The organism is Streptomyces sp. NPDC000075 (assembly GCF_040301925.1).
Taxonomy (GTDB): domain Bacteria; phylum Actinomycetota; class Actinomycetes; order Streptomycetales; family Streptomycetaceae; genus Streptomyces; species Streptomyces polychromogenes.
Genome location: NZ_JBEPFL010000020.1, coordinates 131,731 through 157,731 on the forward strand (window position 1 = coordinate 131,731; position 26,001 = coordinate 157,731).

Annotated in this window: 18 protein-coding genes; 10 read left to right on the forward strand and 8 right to left on the reverse strand. The window is 71.8% G+C overall.

From position 1 onward, the window contains the following. Positions 1-28 precede the first annotated feature (28 nt). Together treS and ABT403_RS23360 are read right to left on the reverse strand one after the other, a co-directional pair. Complete coding sequence (treS, locus tag ABT403_RS23355; RefSeq protein ID WP_344165412.1) at positions 29-1,723, reverse strand: maltose alpha-D-glucosyltransferase; 1,695 nt, start codon at positions 1,721-1,723, stop codon at positions 29-31. Beyond that, positions 1,720-3,714, reverse strand: coding sequence for an alpha-1,4-glucan--maltose-1-phosphate maltosyltransferase (locus ABT403_RS23360; protein ID WP_344165415.1), 1,995 nt, complete (start codon positions 3,712-3,714; stop codon positions 1,720-1,722). The genes treS and ABT403_RS23360 overlap by 4 nt, the downstream gene beginning before the upstream one ends. A 487-nt stretch (positions 3,715-4,201) precedes the next feature. Between ABT403_RS23360 and ABT403_RS23365 the strand changes: the two genes are divergently transcribed. Both ABT403_RS23365 and glgP read left to right on the forward strand, forming a co-directional pair. Next, positions 4,202-5,056 carry a hypothetical protein gene (locus ABT403_RS23365; protein WP_344165418.1) on the forward strand — a complete coding sequence of 285 codons (855 nt, stop codon included), beginning with the start codon at positions 4,202-4,204 and terminating at the stop codon, positions 5,054-5,056. A gap of 76 nt (positions 5,057-5,132) precedes the next feature. Then, positions 5,133-7,769, forward strand: a complete 2,637-nt coding sequence (glgP, locus tag ABT403_RS23370; RefSeq protein ID WP_344165421.1) for an alpha-glucan family phosphorylase — start codon at positions 5,133-5,135, stop codon at positions 7,767-7,769. A gap of 24 nt (positions 7,770-7,793) precedes the next feature. Here glgP and ABT403_RS23375 read toward each other — a convergent pair whose 3' ends face one another. Beyond that, positions 7,794-8,825 carry an Lrp/AsnC family transcriptional regulator gene (locus ABT403_RS23375; protein ID WP_344165424.1) on the reverse strand — a complete coding sequence of 344 codons (1,032 nt, stop codon included), beginning with the start codon at positions 8,823-8,825 and terminating at the stop codon, positions 7,794-7,796. 122 nt (positions 8,826-8,947) lie between these two features. Here ABT403_RS23375 and ABT403_RS23380 point away from each other — a divergent pair, with 122 nt between their 5' ends. Both ABT403_RS23380 and ABT403_RS23385 read left to right on the forward strand, forming a co-directional pair. Beyond that, positions 8,948-10,468 carry an MFS transporter gene (locus tag ABT403_RS23380; protein WP_344165427.1) on the forward strand — a complete coding sequence of 507 codons (1,521 nt, stop codon included), beginning with the start codon at positions 8,948-8,950 and terminating at the stop codon, positions 10,466-10,468. 268 nt (positions 10,469-10,736) lie between these two features. Beyond that, positions 10,737-11,243 carry a hypothetical protein gene (locus ABT403_RS23385; protein ID WP_344165430.1) on the forward strand — a complete coding sequence of 169 codons (507 nt, stop codon included), beginning with the start codon at positions 10,737-10,739 and terminating at the stop codon, positions 11,241-11,243. A gap of 100 nt (positions 11,244-11,343) precedes the next feature. On the opposite strand, the gene ABT403_RS23390 is transcribed toward ABT403_RS23385, so the two are convergent. Then, on the reverse strand, positions 11,344-13,617 hold the full coding sequence (locus ABT403_RS23390) for a M4 family metallopeptidase (RefSeq protein WP_344165433.1): 2,274 nt from the start codon (positions 13,615-13,617) through the stop codon (positions 11,344-11,346). 382 nt (positions 13,618-13,999) lie between these two features. On the opposite strand from ABT403_RS23390, the gene ABT403_RS23395 reads away from it, so the two are divergent. Further along, positions 14,000-15,487, forward strand: a complete 1,488-nt coding sequence (locus ABT403_RS23395; RefSeq protein ID WP_344165436.1) for a sugar transferase — start codon at positions 14,000-14,002, stop codon at positions 15,485-15,487. Between the two features lie 16 nt (positions 15,488-15,503). On the opposite strand, the gene ABT403_RS23400 is transcribed toward ABT403_RS23395, so the two are convergent. After that, positions 15,504-16,448 carry a GDP-L-fucose synthase family protein gene (locus ABT403_RS23400; RefSeq protein WP_344165439.1) on the reverse strand — a complete coding sequence of 315 codons (945 nt, stop codon included), beginning with the start codon at positions 16,446-16,448 and terminating at the stop codon, positions 15,504-15,506. A gap of 125 nt (positions 16,449-16,573) precedes the next feature. Between ABT403_RS23400 and gmd the strand changes: the two genes are divergently transcribed. The 4 genes from gmd (at position 16,574) to ABT403_RS23420 (ending at position 21,812) form a co-directional block, all read left to right on the forward strand. Further along, positions 16,574-17,587, forward strand: a complete 1,014-nt coding sequence (gmd, locus tag ABT403_RS23405) for a GDP-mannose 4,6-dehydratase (protein WP_344165441.1) — start codon at positions 16,574-16,576, stop codon at positions 17,585-17,587. Between the two features lie 256 nt (positions 17,588-17,843). After that, the gene (locus tag ABT403_RS23410; RefSeq protein WP_344165444.1) at positions 17,844-20,618 is read left to right on the forward strand and encodes a CBM96 family carbohydrate-binding protein; all 2,775 of its coding nucleotides are present in this window, start codon (positions 17,844-17,846) and stop codon (positions 20,616-20,618) included. 73 nt (positions 20,619-20,691) lie between these two features. Then, a complete protein-coding gene (locus tag ABT403_RS23415; RefSeq protein WP_344165447.1) occupies positions 20,692-21,381 on the forward strand; it encodes a hypothetical protein in 690 nt (229 codons plus the stop codon). Positions 21,382-21,557: 176 nt separating this feature from the next. Then, positions 21,558-21,812 (forward strand): hypothetical protein, encoded by a 255-nt coding sequence (locus ABT403_RS23420; RefSeq protein ID WP_344165450.1) that lies wholly within the window; start codon positions 21,558-21,560, stop codon positions 21,810-21,812. A 7-nt stretch (positions 21,813-21,819) separates the two neighbouring features. Here the strand turns inward: ABT403_RS23420 and ABT403_RS23425 are convergent, their stop codons facing one another. Together ABT403_RS23425 and ABT403_RS23430 are read right to left on the reverse strand one after the other, a co-directional pair. Continuing rightward, on the reverse strand, positions 21,820-22,935 hold the full coding sequence (locus tag ABT403_RS23425) for a glycosyltransferase (RefSeq protein ID WP_344165453.1): 1,116 nt from the start codon (positions 22,933-22,935) through the stop codon (positions 21,820-21,822). Beyond that, positions 22,932-23,471 carry a WcaF family extracellular polysaccharide biosynthesis acetyltransferase gene (locus ABT403_RS23430; RefSeq protein WP_344165456.1) on the reverse strand — a complete coding sequence of 180 codons (540 nt, stop codon included), beginning with the start codon at positions 23,469-23,471 and terminating at the stop codon, positions 22,932-22,934. Before ABT403_RS23430 ends, ABT403_RS23425 begins: the two co-directional genes overlap by 4 nt. 90 nt (positions 23,472-23,561) lie before the next feature. Here ABT403_RS23430 and ABT403_RS23435 point away from each other — a divergent pair, with 90 nt between their 5' ends. After that, positions 23,562-25,076, forward strand: coding sequence for a hypothetical protein (locus ABT403_RS23435; RefSeq protein WP_425580261.1), 1,515 nt, complete (start codon positions 23,562-23,564; stop codon positions 25,074-25,076). Positions 25,077-25,095: 19 nt separating this feature from the next. On the opposite strand, the gene ABT403_RS23440 is transcribed toward ABT403_RS23435, so the two are convergent. Continuing rightward, positions 25,096-25,683 (reverse strand): pyridoxamine 5'-phosphate oxidase family protein, encoded by a 588-nt coding sequence (locus tag ABT403_RS23440; RefSeq protein ID WP_344165462.1) that lies wholly within the window; start codon positions 25,681-25,683, stop codon positions 25,096-25,098. Positions 25,684-26,001 lie beyond the last annotated feature (318 nt).

Sequence of the window (26,001 nt, forward strand, 5' to 3'; positions counted from 1 at the left end):
GTTCGCGCGACCGGCCTAGAGCCGGCGCCTACTCCCGGCGCAGGCGGAACCAGTAGAAGCCGTGGCCCGCCAGGGTCAGCAGGTACGGCCATTCGCCGATCGGCGGGAAGCGCACGTCACCCGTGAGCTCCACCGGGACCCGCCCGTTGAAGGACCGCAGGTCCAGCTCGGTGGGCTGCGCGAAGCGGGAGAAGTTGTGCACGCACAGCACCAGGTCGTCCCCGTACTCGCGCAGGAACGCGAGGACGGCCGGGTTGGACGAGGGCAGTTCGGTGTACGAGCCGAGACCGAAGGCGGGGTTCACCTTGCGGATCTCGATGAGCCTGCGGGTCCAGTGCAGCAGTGAGGAGGGCGACGCCATGGCCGCCTCGACGTTGGTGACCTGGTACCCGTAGACCGGGTCCATGATGACCGGCAGGTTCAGCCTTCCCGGATCGCAGGAGGAGAAACCGGCGTTGCGGTCGGGGGTCCACTGCATCGGCGTGCGCACGCCGTCGCGGTCGCCGAGCCAGATGTTGTCGCCCATGCCGATCTCGTCGCCGTAGTAGAGGATCGGCGAGCCGGGCAGGGACAGCAGCAGGGCGGTGAACAGCTCGATCTGGTTGCGGTCGTTGTCCAGGAGCGGGGCGAGACGGCGCCGGATGCCGATGTTGGCGCGCATCCGGGGGTCCTTGGCGTACTCGGAGTACATGTAGTCGCGCTCTTCGTCCGTGACCATCTCGAGGGTGAGCTCGTCGTGGTTGCGCAGGAAGATGCCCCACTGGCAGCGGTCCGGGATCGCCGGGGTCTTGGCCAGGATCTCCGAGACGGGGTAGCGCGACTCGCGGCGCACGGCCATGAAGATGCGCGGCATGACCGGGAAGTGGAAGGCCATGTGGCACTCGTCGCCGCCGGTCGCGTAGTCCCCGAAGTAGTCCACGACGTCCTCGGGCCACTGGTTGGCCTCGGCGAGCAGGACGGTGTCGGGGTAGTGCGCGTCGATCTCCGCCCTGACCCGCTTGAGGAGCTCGTGGGTGCGGGGCAGGTTCTCGCAGTTGGTGCCCTCCTCGGCGTACAGGTAGGGCACGGCGTCGAGGCGGAAGCCGTCGATGCCGAGGTCGAGCCAGAACCGCAGGGCGGAGACGATCTCCTCCTGCACGGCCGGGTTCTCGAAGTTGAGGTCCGGCTGGTGGGAGAAGAAGCGGTGCCAGTAGTACTGCTTGCGGACGGGGTCGTACGTCCAGTTCGAGGTCTCGGTGTCGACGAAGATGATGCGGGCGTCCTGGTACTGCTTGTCGTTGTCCGCCCACATGTAGTAGTCCCCGTAGGGACCGTCGGGGTCCTTGCGGGACTGCTGGAACCACTCGTGCTGGTCGCTGGTGTGGTTCATGACGAAGTCGATGATCACCCGCATGCCGCGGCTGTGCGCGGCGTCGACGAACTCCACGAAGTCGGCGAGGTCCCCGAACTCGGGCAGCACGGAGGTGTAGTCGGAGACGTCGTAGCCCCCGTCGCGCAGCGGCGAGGCGAAGAACGGCGGCAGCCAGAGGCAGTCGATCCCCAGCCACTGGAGGTAGTCCAGCTTCTGGGTGAGCCCCTTGAGGTCCCCGACGCCGTCGCCGTTGCTGTCGTGGAAGGAGCGGACGAGGACCTCGTAGAAGACGGCCCGCTTGAACCAGTCGGGGTCGCGGTCCTTGGCGGGGGTGTCCTCGAAGGTGTCGGGGACAGGGTCGTTGATCATCATGTGGTGGGTGACCCTCCGGTGGGCGGGGACGGTCGCAGGGCGGCCAGGACGTGCGCGGGCGTACGGCCCGGTTCCAGGCGCACGTAGTTCGCCCTGCCCCAGTGATAGGTCTCGCCGGTGAGCTCGTCGCGCACCGCGAGGGACCCGTGCCAGTCGAGGCCGAGTACCGGCATGTCCAACGAGACCGTCGCCTCCTGGGTGTGGTGCGGATCGAGGTTGACGACCACCAGTACGGAATTGCCACCCGCGTGCTTCGAATAGGCGATCACCTGTTCGTTGTCGGTCGGGTGGAAGTGGATGTCCCGCAGCTGCTGGAGGGCGGGGTTGCGCCGGCGCAGCCGGTTCAGGGAGGTGATCAGCGGGGCGATGGAGCGGCCCTCGCGGTCGGCGGCGGCCCAGTCGCGCGGGCGCAGCTCGTACTTCTCCGAGTTCAGGTACTCCTCGCTGCCCTCGCGCACCGGCTCGTTCTCGCAGAGCTCGTAGCCGGCGTAGACGCCCCAGGTGGGGGAGAGGGTGGCGGCGAGGACCGCCCGGACCTCGAAGGCGGGACGGCCTCCCTTCTGGAGGTACTCGTGGAGGATGTCGGGCGTGTTCACGAAGAAGTTCGGCCGCATCACGGAGGCCGAACGCGTGCCGGACAGCTCGGTCAGGTACTCGGTCAGCTCGGCCTTGGTGTTGCGCCAGGTGAAGTACGTGTACGACTGCTGGAAGCCGACCGAGGCCAGCGCCCGCATCATCGCGGGCCGGGTGAAGGCTTCCGCCAGGAAGATCACGTCGGGATCGCTCTTGTTGATGTCCGCGATCACCTTCTGCCAGAAGACCACCGGCTTGGTGTGCGGGTTGTCGACCCGGAAGATCCGGACCCCGTGCTCCATCCAGTGCCGCAGGATCCGGCAGGTCTCCTCGACGATCCCGGCCATGTCGGTGTCGAAGTGGATGGGGTAGATGTCCTGGTACTTCTTCGGCGGGTTCTCCGCGTAGGCGATCGTCCCGTCGGCCCGGTGGCGGAACCACTCCGGGTGCTTCTCCACCCAGGGGTGGTCCGGGGAGCACTGGAGGGCGAAGTCGAGCGCGATCTCCATCCGCAGCTCGCGGGCGCGCGCCACGAAGGCGTCGAAGTCCTCCAGTGTCCCCAGGTCGGGGTGGACGGCGTCGTGCCCGCCCTCCGGGGAGCCGATGGCCCACGGTACGCCCGGGTCCCAACTGCCGGCGGAAAGCGTGTTGTTGGGGCCCTTGCGGTAGGTCGTCCCGATCGGGTGGACCGGCGGCAGGTAGACCACGTCGAAACCCATGGCGGCGATGGCCGGAAGCCGTTCGGCGGCGGTCCGGAACGTGCCGCTCACGGGGGTCGAGCCGGGCTCCACCACCGCCCCCTCGGAGCGCGGGAACATCTCGTACCAGGAACCGAAGAGGGCCCGCTTGCGCTCGACCAGCAGCGGCAGCGCCTTCGCGGAGGTCACCAGCTCCCGGTACGGGCGCCGGGCCAGCGCCGCGTCCACCGCCGGGGCGAGCGCGGCCGCGTAGCGCGCCTCCACGGGCCGGTCCTCGTCGCGCATCGCGTCGGCGGCGGCCAGCACGGCCTCGCGCCCGTCGCGCTTGGGAACCTTGGCGGCGGCCCGCTCGTAGAGCTCGGCGCCTTCGAGGAGCACCAGCCCGGTGTCCAGCCCCGCCGGGATCTTGACCGCGGCGTGGGCCCGCCAGGTGGCGACCGGATCGCTCCACGCCTCGACGGTGTACGTCCACCTCCCCTCGATCTCGGCGGAGACCCGGGCCCCCCACCGGTCGGTACCGGGGGCCAGCTCGCGCATCGGAACCGGCGGGCGCAGCCGCCCGCTGGGATCACGCAGGACGACATGGGCGGAAACGGCGTCGTGACCCTCCCGGAAGACGGTGGCGGAAATCTCGAAAACCTCGTCCACCACCGCTTTGGCGGGTCTGGCGCCGCAGTCGACGGCGGGGAGGACGTCCAGCACGGGAATGCGACCGATCATGATGGGATCACCTGGAGGCAGTTCGCAGGGCTCGGTGACGGGCCAGCCGGAATCACGGCTGGTAGTGCACGCTCTGTTCGCTCTGTTTCTAGCCGCTCGGAAGACGGCTGGGCTGCGGGCATGGCCGCTCCTGTCCGCGTTCACTCGGGTGGCGGGAGAAGGTCGGGGGAGGGTGCGCCGTGCGTGTACCGCGTGTACCCGCTCAGCCCTTCCCAATCTCCCACCACCCAATCCGTGCTGTCGGTCAACTACTCGTACGTAGGGAGCGCCCGATTCCCCAAGGGCCCGGTCGACATCGGTCGAGGCTCCGTCAAGTCGGTGAGGACCAAGTGACCTCCAACGGGGCACCCCCGTACCGCCCGCCCCACCGGTCTCTCACACCCCACGGGGCACTCCGGCGCCCGGCCCCGCCCCGCCCGCGACTGACGGTGTTTCAGCACTTCGGAAGGGGTCACCCGGGAACCCGATCCGCGCGAGAATGCGCGGCATGGGTCTGACCGAGCAGCTCTTGCATCCCGACCCCCGGCGGCGCGAAGGGGCCGCGCGGCGGGTGAGCGCGGCGGTGTGGGATCCCGGGGCCGAGGGGGAGCTGGCCGGGGTGCTCGTCGAAGCCGCCTGCACCGAGCCCGACCCCGGCGCGCTGGAGGCCCAGCTCGGCGCGCTCGTCGCCGTCGAAGCGGGCATCAGCGACCTCGGGCTCCAGCGGCTCGGGCAGCTCTGGCCCGCGCCGCCCGTACTGGAACGGCTCCTCGCGCGGTCCGGCCGGCTCCAGATCTCCGCACCCGTCACCCCGAGCGGGTCCGCCGCCCTCACCGTGGTGCGCTGCCTGCGCGGGGTCCCCCGTAGCGGCTCACGGCTGCGCACCCCCGACGGGGTGTGGGTGGTGCTGGAGCGGATCGAGCTCTACGGGCGCGCCGTCGACCGGCTGGACGCCGGCAGCACCGCCCGGGTGCTGCTCTCCGGGGACGGCGCCCACGGGCTGGAGGAATGGGACCGCCTCGACGTCGACCCCCGCGCCCGCGAGTACGTCCGGCTGCTGCTGGACCCCGACCCCCGGGTGCGGAGCCTGGCCGCCGGCGGCGCCGCCGGCCGGCCCGACGCCTGGGACGCGGACGCCGGCCGCAGGCTGTGCGCCGCCCTGGCCCGCGCCGCCGTCGCCGAGAGCGACCCGGAGGCGCTGGAGGGCGAGCTGCACGCCCTGCTGGAGCTGGGGCACTTCGTCTCCGCACCCGCCCTCGCCCTGCTCCGGGGCCTGGAACGCACCGCCCTGCCGCCCGCGCTGCGCCCGTACCTGGACGACCTGTTGGACGAACGGCCACCGGGCGACAGGATCCGGCGCTAGCCTTCCGGGGGCGTTGCGTGCTCGCACAGCGTGGTGCGGCCGCTCCGATCCGTCATCCCCTGCGAAGGTGGAACACGTGAAGGCTATCCGTCGATTCACCGTGCGCCCCGTCCTCCCCGAACCCCTCATGCCACTCGCCGAACTCGCGCGCAACCTGCGCTGGTCGTGGCATACGGAAACCCGCGAACTCTTCCAATCCGTCGACCCCGAGGGCTGGCAGGCGGCGGGCGGCGACCCCGTCCGGCTGCTCGGCGCCGTCCCCGCCGCCCGGCTCTCCGAACTCGCCGCCGACCGCCGCTTCCTGCGCCGGCTCGCCGTCGCCGCCGCCGACCTCGACGACTACGTCCACGGCGGCAGGTGGTACCAGACCCACGAGAACGGCGGCGCCCTCCCCGCCGCCATCGCCTACTTCTCCCCCGAATTCGGCATCACCGCAGCCCTGCCCCAGTACTCCGGCGGGCTCGGGATCCTCGCCGGCGACCACCTCAAGGCCGCCAGCGACCTCGGCGTGCCCGTCATCGGCGTCGGCCTGCTCTACCGGCACGGCTACTTCCGCCAGTCCCTCTCCCGCGACGGCTGGCAGCAGGAGCACTACCCGGTCCTCGACCCCCACGAGCTGCCCCTGTCCCTGCTCCGCCAGGAGGACGGCGCCCCCGCCAGGGTGACCCTCTCCCTCCCCGGCGGACGGTCGTTGCACGCGCACATCTGGCAGGCCCGCGTAGGCCGCGTCCCGCTCCTCCTCCTCGACTCCGACGTCGAGGACAACGACCCCGGCGCCCGCGAGGTGACCGACCGGCTCTACGGCGGCGGCAGCGACCACCGCCTCCTCCAGGAGATGCTCCTCGGCATCGGCGGCGTCCGCGCCGTCCGCGCCTACTGCCGCGTCACCGGCCACCCCGACCCCGAGGTCTTCCACACCAACGAGGGCCACGCCGGCTTCCTCGGCCTCGAACGCATAAGGGAACTCGAAGGGGAGCGCGGCCTCGGCTTCGACGCCGCCGTCGAGGCCGTCCGCGCCGGAACCGTCTTCACCACCCACACCCCCGTCCCCGCCGGCATCGACCGCTTCGAGCGCTCCCTCGTCGCCCGCCACTTCGGCGAGGGCGGCGAACTCGCCGGGGTCCCCGTCGAACGGATCCTGGAGCTCGGCGCCGAGTCCTACCCCGGCGGCGACCCCGGCGTGTTCAACATGGCGGTCATGGGCCTGCGCCTCGCCCAGCGCGCCAACGGGGTCTCCACCCTCCACGGCGCCGTCAGCCGGGGCATGTTCGCCGGGCTCTGGCCGGGCTTCGACGCGGCCGACGTCCCCATCGTCTCCGTCACCAACGGGGTGCACGCCCCGACCTGGGTCGCCCCCGAGGTGATGCGGCTCGGCGCCCGCCAGATCGGCGCCGGACGCACCGAGGACGCCCTCGCCGTCGGCGGCTCCACCCGCTGGGACGCCGTCGCGCAGATCGCCGACCAGGACGTGTGGGACGTACGCCGCTCCCTGCGCGAGCAGCTCGTCCAGGAGGTACGGGACCGGCTGCGCGCCTCCTGGAAGCAGCGCGGCGCCGCCGACGCCGAACTCGGCTGGGTGGACACCGTCCTCGACCCCGACGTCCTGACCATCGGCTTCGCCCGCCGCGTCCCCTCCTACAAGCGGCTCACGCTGATGCTGCGCGACCCCGAGCGGCTGCGCGCCCTGCTGCTCGACCCCGACCGCCCCGTGCAGATCGTCGTCGCGGGCAAGGCCCACCCGGCGGACGACGGCGGCAAGCGGCTCGTCCAGGAGCTGGTGCGCTTCTCGGACGACCCGCGCGTACGCCACCGGATCGTCTTCCTGCCGGACTACGGCATGGCCATGGCCCAGAAGCTCTACCCGGGCTGCGACGTCTGGCTCAACAACCCGCTGCGGCCGCTGGAGGCCTGCGGGACCAGCGGGATGAAGGCCGCCCTCAACGGCTGCCTCAACCTGTCGGTCCTGGACGGCTGGTGGGACGAGTGGTTCGAGCCCGACTTCGGCTGGGCCATCCCCACCGCCGACGGACTCGGCACGGACGAGGACCGGCGCGACGACCTGGAGGCGGCCGCCCTCTACGAGCTGATCGAGAACCGGGTCGCCCCCCGCTTCTACGACCGGGCCGGCCGCACCGGACTGCCCGACCGCTGGATCGAGATGGTCCGGCGCACCCTGGTGTCCCTGGGCCCCAAGGTCCTCGCGGGGCGGATGGTGCGGGAGTACGTGGAACGGCTCTACGCGCCCGCCGCGCTCTCCCACCGCGCCCTGACCGCCGACGCGGCGCGGGACCTGGCCTGGTGGAAGGGCCGGATCCGGGCGGCCTGGCCGCGGGTGGCCGTCGAGCACGTCGAGGCCGTCGCCGCCACCCCGGTGGGCGGCACCGCCGAACTGGGGGCCACCCTCACGCTGCGGGTGCGGGTGGCGCTCGACGCCCTCGCGCCGGAGGACGTGGAGGTGCAGGCCGTCGCCGGACGGGTCGACGCCCAGGACGTGATCAAGGACGGGCGGGCCTTCCCGCTCAAGCCCGCCGCCGGTCCCGACCTGGAGGGCCGTTGGGTGTACGAGGGGCCGCTCGCCCTCGACCGGACGGGCCCCTTCGGCTACACCGTACGGGTCCTGCCCACGCACCCCCTGCTGGCGACCCCGGCCGAACTGGGGCTGGTCGCGGGCCCGGCGGACACCGACCCGGCGGGCGGCGTCCTGCTGCGCTGAGGCCCGCGGGCCGGGAGGCGGGGTTCAGGGGGCGGGCGGCGGGTCCACCAGCCGTCCGTCCTCCACCAGCATCCCGGCCCGCTTGAGGGTCCGCAGGTTCGGGATCACCTCCACCTGCCCTATGCCGGGCACCGCGCCGATCCGCTCGGTGAGGTACGTGTACAGCGCGTCGGTGTCCCGGCACACCACCACGGCCAGCAGGTTCGCCGCCCCGGTGATGGCCGCCGCGAACGGCACCTCCGGATGGCTCCCCAGCGCGGCCCCCACCTCCGCCAGCCGGGCCGGCGGCACGGTCAGCAGCAGGGAGGCGTCCGCCTCGTAGCCGAGGTGCTCCGGGATGACCTCCACGTCGAAGTAGACCGCCCCGCGCTCGCGCAGCCGCTCCAGCCGGCGCCGGGCCGTGGACTCCGACAGGCCGGAGGCCCGGGCCAGCTCCGGATAGCCGGCCCGGCCGTCCCGCCGCAGGACCGCCAGCAGGGCCAGCTCGGCCTCGTCGAGGGTGTAGCGGGCCTCCTTGTACTCCGGCGCGAGCGGCGGGAGCCGCAGGGCCTCGATCTGGTCCGGGCGCAGCCCCCTCAGCGCCGCCCAGACGCCGGGGCCGCCGATGTACTTGCGCAGCACCGTGTGCGCGCTGATCGCCGTCACCCGGCGGGTGCGCGGCAGCTTCTCCAGCAGCAGGGCGTCCCGGTCCTCCCGGGTCCGGGCCCGCGTCATGCAGTGGATCTCCGTACCGCCCGAGTTCAGGGTCACCCAGGCGATGTCCGGCCGGCGGGCCAGCGCCTCGGCCACCGCGACCGCCGCGTCGGGGGCGCACTGGACGCGCACCCAGGACTCGAACAGCCCGACCCGGCCGCCGACGGGCAGCCCGACGATCCGCAGCAGGCCGCTGCCGCGCAGCCGGTGGTAGCGGCGCACCACCGTCTGGTCGGAGACCTCCAGCACCTCGGCGAGCCGGCTGAAGGGGGCCCGGCCGTCGATGGACAGGGCCTGGGCCAGGGCCTGGTCGAAGGCGTCCAGCTCGGTGGGCCGGTTTCCGGCGCGCGTCGTCAGATGCATGGTTTCCATCATTCCCGCCGCCCCGGTGACGGGAATCCTGCGGAAGGGGCCTTCCGGGTGGGTGATCCGGGGCCCCGCTGCCACGGTGGGGCGATCCCAGAAGAACGATGAGGAGAATCCCCATGCGCAAATGGCTGCCCCTGACGGCGGTGTGCATCGGGGCGTTCATGCTCCTGGTCGACATCACGATCGTGACCGTCGCCCTTCCGGACATGGCCGCCGACATGCACACAGGCTTCTCCGGGCTCCAGTGGGTGATGGACGTCTACGCCCTCGCCCTGGCCGCCCTGCTGCTCGGCTCGGGCTCGCTCGCCGACCGGATCGGCCGGCGCCGGGTCTACCTCGGCGGGCTCGTGCTCTTCGCCGCCGCCTCCCTCGTCTGCGGGCTGGCCGACGGGCCCGGCGCGCTGATCGCCTTCCGGGCCGTCCAGGGCATAGGCGGCGCGGCGATGGCCGCCACCTCCATGGCCCTGCTCAGCGCCTCCTACCAGGGCCGTGACCGCGGGATCGCCTTCGGCGTCTGGGGCGCGGTCAACGGCGCCGCCGCCGCGGCCGGACCGGTCGTCGGCGGACTGCTCACCGAGCACTTCGGCTGGCGCTGGATCTTCTTCATCAACCTGCCCCTGTGCGCCCTGGCCGTGTTCGTGACCCTCAGGGCGGTGACGGAGTCCCGCGACCCGCGCGCCCGCGGGCTGGACCTGCCCGGCATGGCCACCTTCACCCTGGGGGCCGGGTCCCTGACGTACGCGCTGATTCGGGCCGGTGAGGACGGCTGGGGCTCGTCCGCCACCCTGGGGCTGTTCGGCCTGGCGGCGGCCGCGTTCGCCGCCTTCGTCCTCGTCGAGCTGCGCGGCTCCCGCCCGATGCTGGACCTCTCGCTCTTCCGCAGCCCGGCCTTCGTGGCCGTCATGACCGCCGGACTGCTGACCTCCGGGGCGGCGTTCTCGTACCTGATGTACGTCTCCCTGTGGCTCCAGTCCGCCGAGGGGATGAGCCCGGTGGGTGCCGGTCTGGCGCTGGTGCCGATGAGCCTGGCGGCCTTCGTCGTCGCGGCGGCGGCCGGGCGGCTGCTGCACGGGCTCTCCGCCCGGCTGACCATCGGCGGCGGTCTGCTGCTGATCGGCGCGGGCGCGCTGCTCCAGGCCTGGATGCTGGACGCCGGCGACAGCTGGCCGGCGCTGGTGCCGGGGCTGCTGCTGACCGGGGTCGGGGTGGGCGTGTCGATCCCCTCGCTCGCGGCCTCCGCGATGGGGGCGGTGCCCCCGGCGCGGGCGGGCATGGCCGGCGGCGTGCTGAACACCTCGCGGCAGCTGGGGACGGCCCTGGGCATCGCGGTGCTGGGCGCGGTGTTCCACGCCGGGCTGGCGGACGGGCTCGACGGCCGGCCGGCGGGCACCGCCGACGCCCTGGCCGCCGGCGGGGCCGGGCGGCTGCTGGCGGAGGTGCCGGGGGCGCGGGACTGGGTGGACGCGGCGTTCGCGAGCGGCCTGCGGGAGACGTTCACGGTGTCGGGGGCCCTGGGCCTGGCCGGCGGGCTGGCGGTACTCCTCCTGATGCGCCGCCCGGCGGGCACCGGCGCCGGCGGTGCGGCGGGGATCCCGGCCCAGTCAGCCGACCCGGCCCGCCCGCAGCAGCCGGCGTAGGCGCCGCAGCTGCGCGGGGCGAGGTCCCCTACCCGCCCTTCGCCCGTTCCCCGGGGCAGGCCCCGGACCCCGTTGCGCTCAAACGCCGCGCGGGCTGGATTGCCCGCAGGGCAATTCCAGCCCCGCCGGCGTTTGAGGCGCGGGGGTCTGGGGGCGGAGCCCCCAGGGGGGTGAACCCTCGAACGCATGCCGCATGGCACCGGTACCGCCGCCCCACGGGCTCCTAGGCTGCCCCGCTGATGCCCCCGCGAGAAACGGACCATCCTCCATGCGCCTTCTCACCACGGCGACAGCCGCCGCCCTCCTCGCCACCGCACTGGTCCTCCCCACCGCCGGCCAGTCGCTGGCCAGCGACCCCGACCACGATCACGACGGCCTCGGCCAGATCCACTACCGCTTCACGGACGACGACGGCGACGTGCGCCACGGGACCATCGAGCCCGCCGACAACGACACCTGCTACCGCCTGACGGGCACCAGCCGCAACCGCGCGGCCTTCGCGGTGCAGAACGACACGGAGTCGCTGGCCCTCGTCTTCCGGGACAACAGCTGCGGCGGCGAGGCCCAGGAGGTGCTGCGGCCGGGCGAGCGGGCACACGACCTGAACGCCCGCTCGGTCTACCTCAAGCCGACCGACGACCACCACCACGGCCGTCACGACCGCGACGACGACTGGGGCGACGAGGACCGCGCCCGCCCCCGCCAGGAGCGCGGCAAGGACCGCGTCGTGTTCGACAAGGCCTACCTCGACGCGGCCTTCCGCTCGCTCGGCTGATCCGCCGCCCGCATGGGACAGGGCCGCCCGGGGAGGTTTCCTCCCGGGCGGCCCCGTGGTTTCAGCGGTTCAGCCGTGGTTCACGTCCGGCCCCGAGGGGTCAGAAGGTGAGCTTCCAGCTGTCGATCTTGCCGGTGTCCAGGCTGGCGTTGTCGTTGACGCGCAGCTTCCAGACGCCCTGGGCGACCTCGGAGGAGGCGTCCACGGTGTAGCTCTTGATGATGTTGTCGGCGCTGCCGCCCGCCCGGTTGTGCAGGTTGTAGACGGAGCCGTCGGGCGCCACCAGGTCGACCTTCAGGTCACCGATGTAGGTGTGCAGGATGTTGACGTCCACCTTGAGGGTGCTCGGCGCGTTGCCGGTGCGGGTGACCGTGATCGGGGACTCGACCGTGGCGTTGTCGTTGATCGCGTAGTCGGTCGTGTTCTCGAACACGTTCTGCTGCGAGGTGCCGACGGTCCACGTGAAGGACGCGGTGCCCGTCTTGCTCGCCGAGTCGGTGACGGTGACGGTCACGTTGGACGTGGCCGCGGTGGTCGCCGTGCCGGAGATCAGACCCGTGGAGGAGTTGATCGACAGGCCGGCCGGCAGGCCGGTCGCCGCGTAGGTCAGGGCACCCGCGTTGGTGCTGGTCGCCTGGACCTGGAGGCTCACCGCGGTGTTGATCACGGTCGTCTGGTTCGGTATCGGGGTGACGGTGACCCCGTCGTTGATGCGCGGGCCGACGTTGATGGCGGCCCAGGCGTTGGCCACGTTGTTGTACGTGGTCGAGCCGGCGCCGTACAGGTCGGCGGCGGCCTTCAGGGTCTGGATGCGGGCGTCGGCGTAGTCGGTGGTCGACTTGAAGTAGCCCACCGTCAGGGCGCGGAACCAGATCTTCGCGGCGGCGTCACGGCCGATCGCGGTGACCGGGAGGCCGTCGGAGGTCGGCGAGTTGTAGCTGACGCCGTTGATGACCTTGGCGCCGGAGCCCTCGGAGGCCAGGTAGAACCAGTGGTTGGCCGGACCCGAGGAGTAGTGGACGTCGACCCCGCCGATGCCCGAGTACCAGGAGTCCTTCGACGAGCCGTCCTTGCTCGGCTTGTCCATGTAGCGCAGCGGCGTGCCGTTGCCGTTGATGTCGATCTTCTCGCCGACGAGGTAGTCGCCCACGTCGTTCGGGTTGTTGGCCCAGAACTCGACGGCGGCGGCCATGATGTCGGAGGTGGCCTCGTTGAGGCCGCCGGACTCACCGCTGTAGTTCATGTTGCCGGTGACCGAGGTCAGACCGTGGGTCATCTCGTGCGCGGCCACGTCGATCGACGTGAGGGGCTTGCTGTTGCCCGAGCCGTCGCCGTAGGTCATGCAGAAGCAGCCGTCGTCCCAGAAGGCGTTGACGTACGCGTTGCCGTAGTGGACCCGGCTGTAGGGGGCCACGCCGTCGTTGCGCAGGCCGTTGCGGCCGTGGACGTTCTTGTAGTAGTCCCACGTCAGCTGGGCGCCGTAGGCGGCGTCGGCGCCGGCCGTCTCCTTGTTGGCGGGCAGGCCGTTGCCCCAGGTGTCGGTGGAGTTGCTGAAGAGCGTGCCCGTGCCGGAGGAGCCCCCGTTGAGGTTGTACGTCTTGTGGCCGCCGCGGCCAGCGTCGGTCAGCGTGTAGCTGCTGCCCGACTGCGTGGTGCCGAGGGTCACCTGGCCGCTGTACTGCGTGTTGCCGGTGCCGGTCTCGATGGACTGCCACTGGGTGATCTTCGCGCCGGTCTTGGCGTCGGTGATCACGTGCAGGCGGCTCGGGGTGCCGTCGTCCTGGAGGCCGCCGACGACGGTCTCGAAGGCGAGGACCGGGACGCCGGAGCCGGCCCAGATCACCTTGCGTGCGCCCTTGTCGGCCTTGGCCTGCTTGGAGCCCGCGGAGTTGGCGGCGGAGACGGCCTGGCCCTCGGCGGCGGCGGTGCTGACGGTGGCGTTGGTGTCCGCGACCTTGATCTCGTGCTGGGTCGCCTTGGTCACGCTCTTGGTGACGCCGTCCTTGGCGTGGACCGTCAGGTCGCCGCCGAGCACGGGCAGACCCTCGTAGGTCCGCTCGTAGGTGGTGTGCGTGGTGCCGTCGGCGTCCTTGACCACGTCGCGGACGACCAGCTTCTCGCTGCCGCCGAGGCCGAGGGCCTTCGCGGCCTGGGCGGAGGTCGAGGTGGCCTCGCTGATGAGCGTCGCACGCTCCGAAGCGCTGAGTACGAGGTTGGCCGCGCCCGGGTTGGGCTGGGCGGCCGTGCGGGCCTGCGACGCGGTGGCGTCGGCGGCGGCGGTGGCGGAACCGGCCTGCATACCTACGACGAGCATGGCCGCCGCGGCTACGAGTGCGCCGGCCGCGGTGGCACGCCGCTGGGGGGTGGGACTCAACGCAGACTCCTTCTGCAAGGGGGGATTCCGGATGGCTGGGTGGGCCTCCGGGCAGATCAGGGCTGTGCGATGAACGGATCGAAGAGTGCCACCTGGAGTGTCCGATGTCAGGGCCACATCAAAATGTTGGCCGGAAACGGTTCGTTGTCCGAAGATACGGATCCGGTATCCGAACCATTCACCTTCGCGTGCAACGGAACCCGGGACCCGATGGAACGCGTGGTACCGGTTGTTAACCCTTGGGTAACGAGAGCTCTCGTTCACCCGAACGGCATTTACCGTACGGGTGTTTGTCGTACTGTTTCCCGGTGCGACAGATGTTCGTTGCTTGGGGAAGCGACGGGCGAGCGCCACCGACATAGACCACGTGCCAGGGGGGCCCATGAGGCATGTCCATTTTCCTGCGCAAAGAGTGGCCGCGGCGGCCGGTGGTGCGGACGGGCCCCTGGACGCCCCCGCGCGGCGCATCGGGGACAAGGCCCGCTGGTACCTGCCCGCCGCCGTGGGTGCCGACTTCATCGGCGCCGCCGTACCCGTCGGCCTGGTCTTCGACGCGGCGCAGCAGGCCAGGCCCGGGTACTGCGCGCTCGGCGCGGCCGTCGCCTGGGTCGGCGTACAGGCCCTGCGGCGACGGTACGCCACCCGCGCCCTCGGAGAATCCCGCGGAGTGCTGCCCGTCGTACACGACTGGCTGATTCTCATCGGCGTCCTGGCCGTCGCCCGCGTGATCACCGGGGAGAGCACCCCGCGCCTGGCCGCCCTCGGGGCACTGCTGCCCACGCTCCTGGTCACCGTCGCCCGCCACAAACTGACGTATCGTCACCTCTTCGCGGCCCGCCGCGAGGCCCAGGCCGTCAGCCGGGTCCTGGTGGTCGGCGAGCCCGCCGCCGCCGAACACGTCATCGCCCACCTCGCGGCGCGCACCGACCACCCGTACGTGGTCGTCGGCGTGCTCCCCGTCGGCCCGGGCTCCCTGGACGGCGGCGTGCCCGTCGCGGGCCGGCTCACCTCCCGGATGACCGGGACCCCGGGCGGGGACTCGGCCGCCGTGCTGGGCGCCGTCCGCAGCCACCACGCCGACCTGGTGCTGGTGGTGCCCGGAGCGCGGATCGCGGGGGAGCGGCTGCGCCGGGTCGCCTGGGCGCTGCACGACGAGGGGCTGGAGCTGGCCGTCTTCCCCGGCCTGGTGGAGGTCTCCGTCAAGCGGCTGGAGACCCTCTCCGCCGGCGGTCTCGCCGTGCTGCGGGTCGCGCCGCCCGTGCGCCGGGGGGCACAGGCCCTGCTCAAGGCGGTGCTCGACCGGGTCGCCGCGGCGGCCGGACTGCTCCTGCTGTCCCCGCTGTTCCTCGCGCTGGTGCTGGCCATCCGGCTCGGCTCACGCGGTCCCGCCTTCTACAGCCAGCGCCGGATCGGGCGCGACGGGGTCCCGTTCGTCATGTGGAAGTTCCGCACCATGGTGGTGGACGCCGACCTGCTGAAGTCCGAGCTGTCGGGGGCCAACGAGAACGACGGGCTGATGTTCAAGATGCGCCGCGACCCCCGGGTGACCCGGGTGGGCCGGCTGCTGCGCCGCACCTCCCTCGACGAACTGCCCCAGCTGCTCAACGTGCTGACGGGCAGCATGTCCCTGGTCGGCCCCCGCCCCCCGCTGCCGGAGGAGGTGGCGGAGTACGACGAGGTCGAACTGCGCCGGCTCACCGTGCGGCCGGGGATGACGGGGCTGTGGCAGATCAGCGGACGCTCCGACCTCTCCTGGGACGAAACGATTCAGCTCGATCTCCAGTACGTGGACAACTGGTCCTTCACCAGTGACGTCGACGTCATGGGCCGTACCCTCCGCGCCGTCGTCGACGGCCGCGGAGCGTACTGAGGGGCCGCAGTTGTCGTCAGTCCTGGTCCAGCCACCAGCGGTAGGTGGAGACGATGCCGTCGCGCAGGCCGATGCCGGGCTTCCAGCCCAGCGCGGTCAGGCGGGAGACGTCGAGCAGCTTGCGCGGGGTCCCGTCCGGCTTCGACGTGTCCCAGGCGAGCCTGCCCTCGAAGCCGGTCACCTCGGCGACCGTCTCGGCCAGCTCCCGGATGGTCAGGTCCTCGCCGCAGCCGATGTTGACGGGCTCGTCCCCGTCGTAGCGCTCCAGCAGCACCGCGCAGGCGGCCGCCAGGTCGTCGACGTGCAGGAACTCCCGGCGCGGGGTGCCGCTGCCCCACAGGGTGACCTCGTCGCGCCCCTCGGCGGCGGCCTCGTGGAAGCGCCGGATGAGCGCGGGCAGCACGTGCGAGGACTCCAGGTCGAAGTTGTCCCCGGGCCCGTAGAGGTTCGTGGGCATGGCCGAGACGTACGAGGCGCCGTACTGCTTGCGGTACGACTGGACCTGCACGATGCCCGCGATCTTCGCCAGGGCGTAGGCCTCGTTGGTGGGCTCCAGCGGCCCGGTCAGGAGGGCGTCCTCCGTGATGGGCTGCGGGGCGAGCTTGGGGTAGATGCAGGAGGACCCCAGGAAGAGCAGGCGGCCCACCCCGGCGGCGTGCGCCCCGCCGATCACGGCGAGCTGGATCCGGAGGTTGTCCTCCAGGAACTGCACCGGGTACGTGCTGTTGGCCATGATCCCGCCGACCTTGGCGGCGGCCAGCACCACGGCGTCGGGGCGGACGTCCTTCAGGTACGCCTCCGTCGCGGCGGCGTCGCGCAGGTCGAGCTCGGCGCGGCCGCGGGTGAGCACCTCGTAGCCGTCGGCGGTGAGGCGGCGGACGACCGCGGACCCCACCAGGCCGCGGTGTCCGGCGACGAAGACGCGGGCGTGCGGGGGCAGGAGCGGCTGCGGATTAGTCATACCGCCGATGATGCCAGCCCGCCGGCACCGGCCGGCCCGGACTTATGTCCTCCCGCGCACCCCACCGACCACACCCCGAGGCGAAGCCTCATCCAGAACAGCACCAACCGACCCCAGGGGGACCCATGGGCAAGACCGCACTGATCACCGGCGTCACCGGACAGGACGGCTCGTACCTCGCCGAGCTGCTGCTCTCGAAGGGCTACACGGTGCACGGGCTCGTGCGGCGGTCCTCCAGCTTCAACACGGAGCGGATCGACCACGTCTACCAGGACCCGCAGACGGAGAACCGTTCCTTCGTCCTGCACCACGCCGACCTCTCCGACGGTGTGGCCCTGGTGAACCTGCTGCGCGACATACGCCCCGACGAGGTCTACAACCTCGGCGCCCAGTCCCATGTCCGGGTCTCCTTCGACGCGCCCCTCTACACCGGCGACGTCACGGGCCTCGGCGCGCTGCGCCTGCTGGAGGCCATCCGGGCCAGCGGTGTGGACACCCGCATCTACCAGGCCTCGTCCTCGGAGATGTACGGCTCCACCCCGCCCCCGCAGAACGAGGACACCCCCTTCCACCCGCGCAGCCCGTACGGCGCGGCGAAGGTCTTCGCGTACTGGACCACGGTCAACTACCGCGAGGCGTACGGCATGTTCGCCGTCAACGGGATCCTCTTCAACCACGAGTCCCCGCGCCGCGGCGAGACCTTCGTGACCCGCAAGATCACCCGCGCCGTCGCCCGGATCAAGGCCGGTCTCCAGGAACACCTCTACCTCGGCAACCTCGACGCCGTCCGCGACTGGGGCTACGCCCCCGAGTACGTCGACGCGATGTGGCGGATGCTCCAGCAGGACGAGCCGACCGACTACGTCGTCGCCACCGGAGTCGCCGCCACCGTCCGTGAGTTCGTCGAGTCCTCCTTCGCCCACGCCGGCCTCGACTGGAACGAGCACGTCCGCTACGACCCCAAGTACGAGCGCCCCAGCGAGGTCGACGCCCTCATCGGCGACGCCTCCAAGGCCCGGGAGATCCTCGGCTGGAAGCCGACGGTCCTCGTGCCCGAACTGGCCCGCATCATGGTGGACGCCGACATCCGGCAGGTCGAGGACCAACTGGCGGGAGCCACCGTCCGCATCGACCGCTGAGGCCGTATATTTCGCCTACGATTCGCCTACGTTTTCCGTGTCCCGGTCAAGTTCGCGACGCTCCACGGCCCTGACCGGGGCAAACCTGCCGTGTGCCGGCGTCCGCCTCCCGAAGTGAACCCGCTTGATCCCGAGTTGGTATGCAGTGGGTCAAGTGAGGTGACCGGGACCGTACCCGAGTCCTAGTCTGCGTCGGATGCACACGGCTGTTCGTACAGTTCCAGCCATCAGACCGGGCGATTGCCCTGGGGGGTTCATGCGTAGATCCAGAGGGCTGACCGCTGCCCTCGTCCTGTCACTGACCGGCGCGGGCGCCGGCCTGGGCGTGGTGTTGATGCCCTCGGCGTCGGCCATCACGCCGCCGGTGGCGTTCACCGCCGACGAGCTGCCCACGTGGCAGCCGAACGGCGTCGTCTTCGCCATGGCCGAGGCGAACGGCACCGTCTTCGCCGGCGGTACCTTCTCGGCCGTCCGCCCGCCCGACGCCGTCGGCGGCGCCGAGCAGGAAGCCGTCAACTTCGTGGCGCTGGACGCCGCCACGGGCAACCCCACCTCCTGCAAGCTGGCCTTCACCGTCGGCGACGGCACCGCGACCGTCCGGGCGCTGACCGTCTCCAAGGACGGCAAGACCCTCTACGCGGGCGGCTACTTCGGCGCCGTCAACGGCACCCCGGTCTCCAGCCTCGCGGCCGTCGACATCGAGACCTGCACGCCCAAGGCCGCCTTCCACCCGGGCGTCCCCGCCACCGTGCGCGCCCTCGACGTCACCGACGACACCCTCTACGTCGCCGGCGACTTCGGCACGGTCGAGGGCCAGACCCGCGAGCGGTTCGCCGCCGTCGACGCCGCCTCCGGCGCCCTCAAGCCCTTCACGGCCAACGCCGACGAGCCGGGCCGCGCCGTCAAGGTGAGCAACGACGGCAAGAGCGTCCTGCTCGGCGGCGACTTCTTCACCGTCAACGGCTCCAACTCGCACGCCCTCGCGGTCGTCAACGCCACCACCGGCGCCGTCGCCAAGACGTACTCCACCATCCCGTCGAACTCGGTCGTCAAGGACATCTCCGCCGACGCCACGGGCTACTACACGGCCAACGAGGGCTCCGGCGGCGGCGTCTTCGACGGCCGCATCGGCCTGGGCCTCGACTTCAACGAGAAGTGGCGCGACCGCTGCCTCGGCGCGACCCAGTACGTGCTCCCGTACGACGGCGTCCTCTACAGCGCCTCGCACGGCCACGACTGCTCCACCGAGCTGGAGTTCCCCGACGGCAAGCGCAACTTCCTGATGGCGCAGTCCACCGACCACACCGGCACGCCCCCCGCCCCCGTGGACGGCTTCGTACGCGGCCCGCGCAAGCTCGGCTGGCACCCCACCGCCAACGACGGCATCGGCGAGGGCATCGGCCCGCGCGTCATGGCCGTCGCCGAGAAGGCCGACGTCAAGTACCTGTGGGTCGGCGGCGAGTTCACCCAGATCAACGGCAAGCCGCAGGCCGGTCTGACCCGCTTCGCCAACACCGGAGACGTCGGCGCGCCCACCACCCCGGTCGCCAGCGCCGGCAGCGTCAAGCCCGGCGAGGTCCAGGTCCGCTGGCGCACCAGCTACGACCAGGACGACAGCAAGCTGACGTACCGGATCTACCGCAACGGCTCGGCCACCCCGATCCAGACCATGACCGCCGACTCCCTGGAGTTCGAGCGGCCCCAGGCCTCCTGGACCGACACCACCGTCAAGGCCGGCCAGTCCTACACCTACCGGGTGACCGCCACCGACGGCGCCGGCAACACCAGCGCCCTGTCGGCCAGCGCCTCCGTGACCGTCCCGACCTCGGTCCAGGCCTACCCGGACAAGGTCCGCACCGACGGCGCCAACCTCTACTGGCGCTACGACGACACCTCCAGCCCCTACGTGGCCGACTCCTCGGGCGGCGGCAACACCAGCGGCATCCAGGTGAACGCCCCGGCGCTCAACCAGAGCCCCGGAGCCGTCAGCGGCAGCAGCACGGCCATGGGCTTCAACGGCACCAGCCAGCAGGTGTACAGCGACCACCGCCAGTTCGTGGGCAGCAGCTTCACCGTCGAGACCTGGTTCAAGACGAACACCACGCGCGGCGGCAAGCTCATCGGCTTCGGCAACAACACGGTCAACAGCAGCGGCACCTACGACAAGCAGCTGTACATGACCAACACCGGCCGCCTCGCCTTCGGCGTCTACAACGGCTCGACCCGCACCATCACCACGGGGCTGTTCGAGACGTACAACGACAACAAGTGGCACCACGTGGTCGGCACCCAGGGCCCCGGCGGCATGACCCTCTACGTCGACGGCCAGAACAAGGGCACCAACAGCGCCACCACCTCCACCTCGTACGCCGGCTTCTGGCACGTGGGCGGCGACAACCTCAACAACTGGCCGAACCGCCCGACGAGCAGCTTCTTCGCCGGCCAGATCGACGAGACCGCCGTCTACCCGACGGCGCTCACCCAGGCCCAGGTCAAGTCCCACTACGACCTGGCCAAGGCCCCGGCCGACACGGTGGCCAAGGTCCCCGCGTCCGAGGACACCTACATCAACCAGGGCGCCCCGGCCACCGCCTACGGCACCTCCACGCAGCTCGCCGTCCGCGGCACCTCCGCGTACGAGTCGTACCTGCGCTTCACCCTCCCGGCCGCCCCGGCCGGGCAGGTCCTGAAGGCCGCCTCGCTCCAGTTCAAGACCTCCACGCAGACCGGCGCCGGCACCGCCGACACCGTCTCCGTGGTCCCGGTCACCGGCACCTGGAGCGGCGCGGGCACGACGTTCAACACCAAGCCCACCCTCGGCACCACCCCGCTCGGCAGCATCGCGGGCGTGCCGGACGGCTCGGCCGTCCAGAACGTCGACCTCGACACCGCCGCGGTCTCCGCGGTGCTGGGCACCGGCTACAGCCTCGGCCTGACCAGCACCGGCACCGACGCGCTGTGGCTCTGGTCCTCGGAGTCGACCGCCGCGGACGCCGCTCCGCAGCTGATCCTCACCTTCGGCCAGAAGTAACCACCGAGACGCACGGGGCCCGGCGCGACCATCCGCCGGGCCCCGTACGCCTTCCCACCCACGGGAGCCCCCGATGCACCTCCGCTCCGCGACAGCCTCCGCAGCCCTCCTCCTGGCCACGGCCCTCACCCTCACCGGATGCAGCTCCTCCGGCGACGCCGAGGCCGGCGCCGCCCCGGCCAAGCCGAAGCCACCGGCCGCCTCACCGGCCCCCGACCCGGCGGACGCCACCACGCCCCCCGCCGCCCCGGACCCGAACGCCAAGCCGACGGGCCCGGTCCTCCCGGACGCGCGGCTCACGCCGAAGACGGGCAGCTTCAAGGAGAACGAGAAGCAGTACCTGAGCGGCCGCGTCCCGGAGAAAACCGACCCCGCGGCCGTCCTCCAGACGGGCCAGGAAACCTGCCAGCGGGTGGAACGCACCGCGAAGCGTGACAAGGAGGCGGCGGCCGCGTCGATCGCCTCGGGCGAGGTCACGGGAGCCAAGGACGCGATCACCTACCTCTGCCCCGACCAGAAGCCGATCCTGGCGACGGCGGAGAAGGGCCTGCCCGACGGCACCCGTGAGAACCCGTCCCCGGGCACCTACCGCGCGGCCACCCAGTCCACCACCTGCACCTGGGAGGCCAAGGGCAAGGACGGCGCGATCCTCGCCTCGGGCCCGGAAACCCCGCCCAAGCCGGGCGAGAAGACCACGGCCGTGATCCCCGCGGGCACGGCCACCTTCACCTCGACGAACTGCTACGCCTGGCTCCCGGCGTAACCGCCCCCCCACCGGGAACGCCGCCGCGCCCGCCTCCGGCCGGCGGCGTCCGTGTGCCCCCGGCCCCCAGCCGGGCGGCCGGATGGACTACTCCGCCGGGTGCGGGCCTGCCGACGCTCCGATACTGGCCGCGCGGGACGCCGACCACGGGCCCGCCGTGACGAAGGAGTGCGGACATGAACCCACCGGCCGCGGAAACCGGATGCGAGCTGATGAAGCGCCTCGCGAAGGACCTCAAGAAGACCCTCCACGACGACGAGGCACACGCGACGAAGCTCGCGCAGAAGATCGCCGAACTGGAGGCGCAGTCCCCTCCGGACGAACAGCAGATCAACGCCCTCAAGCAGGCACTCGAACTCCTCAGGAAGAAGATCGAGGACGAACGCGCGGCGCTCTCCGAACTGGAGGAAGTGATCAGCCAGAACTGCTAGGCGTCCCTCAGCGGCGGATGTCCTCGTACACCCCGAGGAGGGTGTCCAGTACCGCGTCCATCGAGAAGGACTCCGCAGCCAGTGCGCGGGCCGCGTGGGAGGCCTTCGTGTTCTCGGACGGGTCCAGGAGGGCCAGGACGGCCTCGGCCACGCCCTGCGGGCCCGGGTCCACCGCCCGGCCCGCGCCGGCCGCCGCGATGTCGCGGGCCAGGCCGTTGGAGTGGGTGACCACCGCCGGGACGCCCACGGACAGGGCCTCCAGGACCGACATGGGGAAGGGTTCGTCCACCGACGGGAGGACGTAGACGTGGGCGCGGCGGAGTTCCGTGAGGACCTCCGGGGTGGACAGGGCGCCGGGCACGGTGAAGCGGTCCGTCAGGCCCAGGGCGGTGACGCGGGCGCGGACGGCCGCGAGTTCTCCCTCGTCCGGGCCCGCCACCACGAACTCCGCGTCCGGGTGGACGGCCAGCACCGCCGGGGCGGCGTCCACGAAGTCCACCGGGCGTTTGCGGGCCTGGAGGCGGGCCGAGTAGAGGATGCGGGGCGGACCGCTCAGGGGCGGGCGCTCCTCCTGGGCCGGGGTGCCGTTCACCAGGCGGACCGCCTGCGCCAGGGGCGGGGCGCCGACCACCGCGTCCAGGCCCGCCCGCTCGTGCGGGGTCAGGTGGAGGACCGCGTCCGCACCCCGCAGCAGGCGGCGTACGGCCACCGCGTCCAGGACCTTCGCCAGCAGCCTCTCGCTCGGGTCCACCATGCCGTGGGTCTGGAGGACCAGCGGCCTGCCCACGCGCAGGGCCGCCAGCGCGACGGGGAGGGTGACCAGGTCGCGGGCCAGATGGACGTGGACCACGTCCGCGTCCCGGACCAGCCGCGACGCCGAGGCCAGCAGGGCCGGTGACGTCATCCCGCTGAACCCGAGGGGGAGCAGCCGGCGGGCCGGGAAGAGCTTCGCCGGGACCCCCTCCACCGACACCGGCCAGGGGTCGAAGCCCTCCCCGAGGGCCAGCAGCCGGGCCTCGTGACCCCGCTCCCGCAGCCCCTTCGCCAGGTTCAGCGCCACCCGCACCGGGCCGCCGAAGGCGTGCGAGGGGGAGTGCAGCGTGACGGCGTGCAGGATCTTCACTTGGGCTCCTCCACCGGGCGGCGGCCGCCGTCCTGGGTCTGCAGGGTCAGGGCGGGCAGGTCCTTGTGCACCACCGCACCGGCGCCGGCCACCGCGCAGCGGCCCACCGTCACACCCGCCAGCACCGTCGCCCGGACGGCCACCCACGCGCCGTCCTCGACGGTGATCGGGGCGTTGCGGTAACGGAAGTCGGCGGCCCGGTGGTCGTGCGAACCGGTGCACAGCATGGACTCCTGCGACAGGCACACGTGCGAACCGATCGTCACCGGCTCCAGGTTGAGCAGCCAGGCGCCCTCACCGATCCAGGTGTGGTCCCCGACCTTCAGCTTCCACGGCCACAGCACGCGCACCTTGTGCCGGATCAGCACCCCCTCGCCGATCTCCGCCCCGAACGCCCGCAACAGCGCCACGCGCAGCCGGGCCGGGCAGAACCACGACATGAAGAGGGTGTTCATCACCGCGAACCACAGCGCTTGCGTCAGCAGGCCCCGCCCCTTGTCGTATCCGGCCAGCGTGAAGGCAGGAAGATTGCGCACCGGTCGTCGCCCCCGTCGTCCCACGCGCCTCCCCTGGCGCGGAACGCTCAGATTAGACTGCGCGCGGATCACGCACATGGGGTGGGGGCAATGGTGGCTACGGACATACGCACACCCGGTGTGAAGGAGGCTCCGCCGACACCTGCGGACGAGGCCCGGTGGGGGCGCGTCACCACCCCGCGCACCCTGCTCTCCCGCGCCCTGTCCGTCCCCCTCGCGCTCGGCTTCACCGTCTTCCTGCCCGTGTTCGTCGCCGCCCAGTCCGGCGACGGACAGGAAGACGCCGCCTTCTGGCTCCAGTTGGTACTCACCATGTACGCCGGCGCCCGGCTCTCCGCCATGGTGCTCACCAGCCGCCGTAAGCTCCTCCAGGGCTCCTTCTGGCTCTTCGTCTACATGGCCATGGGCGTGGCCCCCCTCGCCCAGGCCGTACTGGGACGCGTCCCGACCCCCGTGGTCGGGCCCCGCTCCGACCTCACCCTCGCCATCGGACTGGTCCTCCTCGGCTGCACCGCCTTCGACGTCGGCGTGCTGCTCGCCCGCCACCGCCCGGCGGGCCGCGCGGGCGGCTCCCCGAAGGAACCCCGCCCCGTCATGGCGCACCGGCGCAGACTCCAGCTCCTCACCGCCGTCGCCTTCGTGTGCAGCGCGGCGTTCATCCTCAAACTGGGCGGCCCCGCCGTCTTCTTCTCCAGCCGCCAGGAGATCATCGCCGGCATCCAGGACGCGGGTGTCTCCAACGGCGACGGCCAGGCCGGCCAGGCCCTGCTGCGCGGGTTCGGCACCGTACCCGCGCTGCTCGCCATGCTGCTGTACACGCGCTGGCTGATCACCTCGACGTACGCCCGCCGCAAGGTGTCGGTCATCCTCACCTGGGCGGCTCTCATCGCCCTCAACCTCGTCGTCAACAACCCGATCTCGAACCCGCGTTACTGGTTCCTGACCGTGATGTTCGCGATGCTGTTCACGCTCTTCCCGGTCAGCGCCGCCATGTACCGCGTCGCCCTTTCCATGGCCGTCGTCGTCGCCCTCCTCGTCTTCCCCTTCGCGGACCGCTTCCGCTACGACGAGAAGAACTACAAGCCCGTCGAGACGACCTCGTTCCTGGAGCCCATGGCGCTCAAGGACTACGACCAGATCGGCATGTTCGCGAACACCATCACCTTCGCGGACTCCGGCCCCGGCCACTCCTACGGCCGCCAGCTCGCCGGATCCGTCTTCTTCGCGGTGCCCCGCTCGGCCTGGCCCGGCAAACCGCGCGACACGGGCGTGATGGTCGGCCAGTGGATGGGCACGGTCAACACCAACCTCTCCTCCCCGGTCTGGGCCGAGCTGTGGCTCGACTTCGGCCCCCTCGGCATGGGCGCCGGCCTGCTGGCCATCGGGTACGCCGCCGCGCGTGTCGACCGCCGCTACGCCAAGCGGGCCACCCGCCGCTCGCCGCCCGGCAGCCTGATCTCGGTGGTGGTGCCGCTGGTCGCGGGCTACTCGTTCATCCTGCTGCGCGGCCCGCTCCTCCAGGCCTCGGGCCGCGTCGCCATCGCCGCGATGTGCCTCGCCCTGGTGGCCACGTACCGCACGGACAAGAACACCACCCTGCGGTAGGGGGCTGAGGGCCGCCCTGTCAGAAGTCGGAGGGCGGCAGGGGGAGGGGGAGGCCGGGCAGGCCGTCCATGCTCTGCGCGATGTGCTCCTTCTTGGCGAAGTACGCGCTCAGCGAGGCGTCGTCCTCGCGCGCGAAGCGCTTGCCGTGCAGATCACGGTCCTCGTCGTACGACATGAAGGGCACCCCGTATCCGCAGGAGTCCCGTACGAGTTCGGCCGTCACGACGATGATCGCGCGCAGCCCGTGCAGCGTCGGGTCGATGTCGGGGAAGTGCGCGAGCAGCTCCTTGAACCGAGGGTCGTCCCGGAACACGGGCTCGCCGCGCCCGTGCACCCGGACGATGTTGGGCGGCCCCTGGAAGGCGCACCACATCACCGTGATCCGGCCGTTCTCCCGCAGGTGCGCGATGGTCTCGGCCGTACTCCCGGCGAAGTCGAGGTAGGCGATCCGCTGCTCGTCGAGCACCGCGAAGGACCCGGAGAGCCCCTTGGGCGAGAGGTTGACGGTGCCGTCACCGCTGAGGGGAGCGGTGGCGGTGAAGAACACCGGCTGCCGCTCTATGAACTCGCGCAGCCGGCCATCGATGCGTTCGTAAGTCTTTCCCATGTCTAAGCATTATGTAAGGAAACCTTTCGCCTGTCTAACGACTGGGGGTGCGGGCCCGCCATCTCCCCCTCGAGGGGTGGAGGGTGGGCGGTGTTTGCCCACCCGCCTCCCGGGGTGCGGGTGGGTGGGTGGGGGGCCGAATCCCCCTGGGCGGGGACGGACAGCCGACCGGGACAGGGGAGGGTGGGACTTCGGCGGGGCGGTCTCAGAGCAGCCTTGGGGCTTTCCCGTCAGTCTCATCGTCCTTCCGCGTCGGGCCGCCCTGTCAAGGGCGCTCCTTCGTCGCGTCGCTTCGCGATCGCCTGCGGCGACCCTTGA

Bases quoted from the DNA above. Each gene is read 5' to 3' on its own strand.
- ABT403_RS23400 (WP_344165439.1), bottom strand. From the start codon at position 16,448: ATGACTAATCCGCAGCCGCTCCTGCCCCCGCACGCCCGCGTCTTCGTC.
- ABT403_RS23395 (WP_344165436.1), top strand. From the start codon at position 14,000: ATGAGGCATGTCCATTTTCCTGCGCAAAGAGTGGCCGCGGCGGCCGGT.
- ABT403_RS23410 (WP_344165444.1), top strand. From the start codon at position 17,844: ATGCGTAGATCCAGAGGGCTGACCGCTGCCCTCGTCCTGTCACTGACC.
- ABT403_RS23440 (WP_344165462.1), bottom strand. From the start codon at position 25,683: ATGGGAAAGACTTACGAACGCATCGATGGCCGGCTGCGCGAGTTCATA.
- ABT403_RS23420 (WP_344165450.1), top strand. From the start codon at position 21,558: ATGAACCCACCGGCCGCGGAAACCGGATGCGAGCTGATGAAGCGCCTC.
- treS (WP_344165412.1), bottom strand. From the start codon at position 1,723: ATGATGATCAACGACCCTGTCCCCGACACCTTCGAGGACACCCCCGCC.
- ABT403_RS23435 (WP_425580261.1), top strand. From the start codon at position 23,562: ATGGTGGCTACGGACATACGCACACCCGGTGTGAAGGAGGCTCCGCCG.
- ABT403_RS23365 (WP_344165418.1), top strand. From the start codon at position 4,202: ATGGGTCTGACCGAGCAGCTCTTGCATCCCGACCCCCGGCGGCGCGAA.
- gmd (WP_344165441.1), top strand. From the start codon at position 16,574: ATGGGCAAGACCGCACTGATCACCGGCGTCACCGGACAGGACGGCTCG.
- ABT403_RS23415 (WP_344165447.1), top strand. From the start codon at position 20,692: ATGCACCTCCGCTCCGCGACAGCCTCCGCAGCCCTCCTCCTGGCCACG.
- ABT403_RS23385 (WP_344165430.1), top strand. From the start codon at position 10,737: ATGCGCCTTCTCACCACGGCGACAGCCGCCGCCCTCCTCGCCACCGCA.
- ABT403_RS23360 (WP_344165415.1), bottom strand. From the start codon at position 3,714: ATGATCGGTCGCATTCCCGTGCTGGACGTCCTCCCCGCCGTCGACTGC.
- ABT403_RS23375 (WP_344165424.1), bottom strand. From the start codon at position 8,825: ATGCATCTGACGACGCGCGCCGGAAACCGGCCCACCGAGCTGGACGCC.
- ABT403_RS23380 (WP_344165427.1), top strand. From the start codon at position 8,948: ATGCGCAAATGGCTGCCCCTGACGGCGGTGTGCATCGGGGCGTTCATG.